Consider the following 4313-nt stretch of genomic DNA (forward strand, 5'->3'; position numbering starts at 1 on the left):
AACGGGGAACCCACTTGAGGAATATCATACAGTTGAAAAGTATCAAAAACTCACACATGTATGTATATCACACATTTATGTAATTATATATATATATATATATGTCTTGAAGGAATCGGGGAAAAGTGGTCGGAAAAGTTGGAAAAAAAGTGGGGGGGGCCAATGATTTCAAGGGTTTTTCGCCACTTCGGGGTACACTTTTTTGGGATTTGGGATTTTGCTCACTGCTCACTTTGGCACATTTTTTGCATTTGGATTTCTGATTTTCGGGTGTTGGATTTTGAGGAGGGAGCCCCACGGGTATGTGTGATATGCGGAGATGTGTGACAAGGTTGAAGGAAGACTGCAAAGAAATCCGAAGTGTTGGGATTGAAGGGAGTAAAACAGCGATGTGTGATAAACGGAGATGTGTGATAAACGGAGATGTGTGATAAACGGAGATGTGTGATAAACGGAGATGTGTGATAAACGGAGATGTGTGATAAGGCGGCGGGGACCCTCAGATTGAGTGTATGATACAGCCTCGTGGTGGTTCCGTTTTTGAGAATAACCAATGACGGTTTTGGACCAGTGAGATTCAGTGTAAACCACTTGGCGGATTCGTTCCTCACAGGGCTGAGTGCTTTGAGCGCAGGAATTAGCGTTGGGTTCGCGGCTATTGGCCCCGGTCTTGGACAAGGAACTGCAGCTGGTTACGCCGTCGAAGGGATTGCTCGCCAGCCCCCGAAGCTGAAGGCAAAATCCGCGGGGTTCTTCTGTTGAGCTTCGCGTTCATGGAATCTCTCTGCATATACGGCCTCGTCATCTCGCTGGCAATCCTGTTCGCTAATCCTTTCATCTAGGAAAAAGGTGTGGCCGAAAAAGGGTCAAAAAGGGCCTAAAAACGGCAAGGAATTGTGCGGGAATTTTTAAAAACCCGATTTGGCAACTTTTGCGCATTTTTGCTACACGTTCACGCAGTCCCAACACAAAGAGCTCCACCCCCCAGTTCCGCGGCACCCCCCTCCTCAAAATCCGAAATCCAAAATGTGGCCCAAGTGAGCAACTTTCGCACCCCGGAAATTAAAAATCCGAGCACTGCAAAACTGACCAAATCCGGAAAATAAATTTTTGGGGCCCGAAATCGGCTTAAGTGTAATGATTTACTGGGTTTAACGGCCCTCAAAATCGGGGAACCCACTTGAGGACTCTCTTACAGTTTAGCTCAATCAAAAACTCACACATTTATGTATATCACACATTTATGTAATTTATATTTTATATATGTCTTGAAGTTTTTCGGGGATTTGTGGTCCCTTTTTTGGGCCCGAAAAATATTTTTGCCGACTTTGCCATTTTGCTGATTTCTCACTTTTCGAGATTTCTCATTTTTGACCAAATAGTTTTCTTGCTGCCCCAACTACTGAGATACCTCCCGTGCACCCCCCGAACAGAGCTGTTGGCATCACTCAAAATCCCGCCCAGAAATTTGCGATGCAATGGCAGGCCGCATCCGAGGGTTCAGACGGGTCATGACACGTACTTTTTGCTCCAATTTTGAGTGGGCCCAAATCCGGCTTAAGTCCAATGCCCGCTTGAAGAAATCGACTTTCGGCTCATTTTTGCCAAAATCCTGATTTCCCAATTTTACTGGGTTTTTTGAGTGCACTTTTTGACGTCATTTTTTCACTTTTCGAAATCGCTCATTTTGGACAAAGTTTTGGGACCCCCAAATCGGCTTAAGTGTAATGATTTACTGGGTTTAACGGCCCTCAAAATCCGGGGGAACCCACTTGAGGAATATCATACAGTTGAAAAGTATCAAAAACTCACACATGTATGTATATCACACATTTATGTTTAATTTATTTTATATATAATAGTAAGATTTGCTAAGCGAACTCTGTAACTTTTTGTGAAATTTTTTTCCCAATGATTTTCAGGGTTTTGAGAAATCCGGCGCCGCGAACTCTGTAACTTTTGTGAAATCCGAACTCTGTAACTTTTGTGAAATCCGAACTCTGTAACTTTTGTGAAATCCGAACTCTGTAACTTTTGTGAAATCCGAACTCTGCAAAACTGACCAAATCCGGAAAATTAATTTTCGGGCCCGAAATCGGCTTAAGTGTAATGATTTACTGGGTTTAACGGCCCTCAAAATCCTGGGGAACCCACTTGAGGAATATCATACAGTTGAAAAGTATCAAAAACTCACACATGTATGTATATCACACATTTATGTAATTATATATATATATATATATGTCTTGAAGGAATCGGGGGAAAAGTGGTCGGAAAAGTTGGAAAAAAGTGGGGGGCCAATGATTTCAAGGGTTTTTCGCCACTTCGGGGTACACTTTTTTGGGATTTGGGATTTTGCTCACTGCTCACTTTGGCACATTTTTTGCATTTGGATTTCTGATTTTCGGGTGTTGGATTTTGAGGAGGGAGCCCCACGGGTATGTGTGATATGCGGAGATGTGTGACAAGGTTGAAGGAAGACTGCAAAGAAATCCGAAGTGTTGGGATTGAAGGGAGTAAAACAGCGATGTGTGATAAACGGAGATGTGTGATAAACGGAGATGTGTGATAAACGGAGATGTGTGATAAACGGAGATGTGTGATAAACGGAGATGTGTGATAAACGGAGATGTGTGATAAACGGAGATGTGTGATAAGGCGGCGGGGACCCTCAGATTGAGTGTATGATACAGCCTCGTGGTGGTTCCGTTTTTGAGAATAACCAATGACGGTTTTGGACCAGTGAGATTCAGTGTAAACCACTTGGCGGATTCGTTCCTCACAGGGCTGAGTGCTTTGAGCGCAGGAATTAGCGTTGGGTTCGCGGCTATTGGCCCCGGTCTTGGACAAGGAACTGCAGCTGGTTACGCCGTCGAAGGGATTGCTCGCCAGCCCCCGAAGCTGAAGGCAAAATCCGCGGGGTTCTTCTGTTGAGCTTCGCGTTCATGGAATCTCTCTGCATATACGGCCTCGTCATCTCGCTGGCAATCCTGTTCGCTAATCCTTTCATCTAGGAAAAAGGTGTGGCCGAAAAAGGGTCAAAAAGGGCCTAAAAACGGCAAGGAATTGTGCGGGAATTTTTTTAAAAACCCGATTTGGCAACTTTTGCGCATTTTTGCTACACGTTCACGCAGTCCCAACACAAAGAGCTCCACCCCCCAGTTCCGCGGCACCCCCCTCCTCAAAATCCGAAATCCAAAATGTGGCCCAAGTGAGCAACTTTCGCACCCCGGAAATTAAAAATCCGAGCACTGCAAAACTGACCAAATCCGGAAAATAAATTTTTGGGGCCCGAAATCGGCTTAAGTGTAATGATTTACTGGGTTTAACGGCCCTCAAAATCCGGGGGAACCCACTTGAGGACTCTCTTACAGTTTAGCTCAATCAAAAACTCACACATTTATGTATATCACACATTTATGTAATTTATATTTTATATATGTCTTGAAGTTTTTCGGGGATTTGTGGTCCCTTTTTTGGGCCCGAAAAATATTTTTGCCGACTTTGCCATTTTGCTGATTTCTCACTTTTCGAGATTTCTCATTTTTGACCAAATAGTTTTCTTGCTGCCCCAACTACTGAGATACCTCCCGTGCACCCCCCGAACAGAGCTGTTGGCATCACTCAAAATCCCGCCCAGAAATTTGCGATGCAATGGCAGGCCGCATCCGAGGGTTCAGACGGGTCATGACACGTACTTTTTGCTCCAATTTTGAGTGGGCCCAAATCCGGCTTAAGTCCAATGCCCGCTTGAAGAAATCGACTTTCGGCTCATTTTTGCCAAAATCCTGATTTCCCAATTTTACTGGGTTTTTTGAGTGCACTTTTTGACGTCATTTTTTCACTTTTCGAAATCGCTCATTTTGGACAAAGTTTTGGGACCCCCAAATCGGCTTAAGTGTAATGATTTACTGGGTTTAACGGCCCTCAAAATCCGGGGGAACCCACTTGAGGAATATCATACAGTTGAAAAGTATCAAAAACTCACACATGTATGTATATCACACATTTATGTTTAATTTATTTTATATATAATAGTAAGATTTGCTAAGCGAACTCTGTAACTTTTTGTGAAATTTTTTTCCCAATGATTTTCAGGGTTTTGAGAAATCCGGCGCCGCGAACTCTGTAACTTTTGTGAAATCCGAACTCTGTAACTTTTGTGAAATCCGAACTCTGTAACTTTTGTGAAATCCGAACTCTGTAACTTTTGTGAAATCCGAACTCTGCAAAACTGACCAAATCCGGAAAATTAATTTTCGGGCCCGAAATCGGCTTAAGTGTAATGATTTACTGGGTTTAACGGCCCTCAA

The 4313-nt window shown here is 43.5% G+C and carries 2 pseudogenes; both read left to right on the forward strand.

The window, feature by feature from the left end:
* Positions 1–615: 615 nt before the first annotated feature.
* Positions 616–842: pseudogene (atpE, locus tag SAGCYANO_RS26365) on the forward strand (ATP synthase F0 subunit C).
* A gap of 1945 nt (positions 843–2787) precedes the next feature.
* Positions 2788–3014 (forward strand): annotated as a pseudogene (gene atpE / locus SAGCYANO_RS26370) (ATP synthase F0 subunit C).
* The last annotated feature ends 1299 nt before the right edge of the window (positions 3015–4313 follow it).

This window comes from Okeania sp. KiyG1, from assembly GCF_014132355.1.
In the GTDB taxonomy this organism is placed as follows: domain Bacteria; phylum Cyanobacteriota; class Cyanobacteriia; order Cyanobacteriales; family Microcoleaceae; genus Okeania.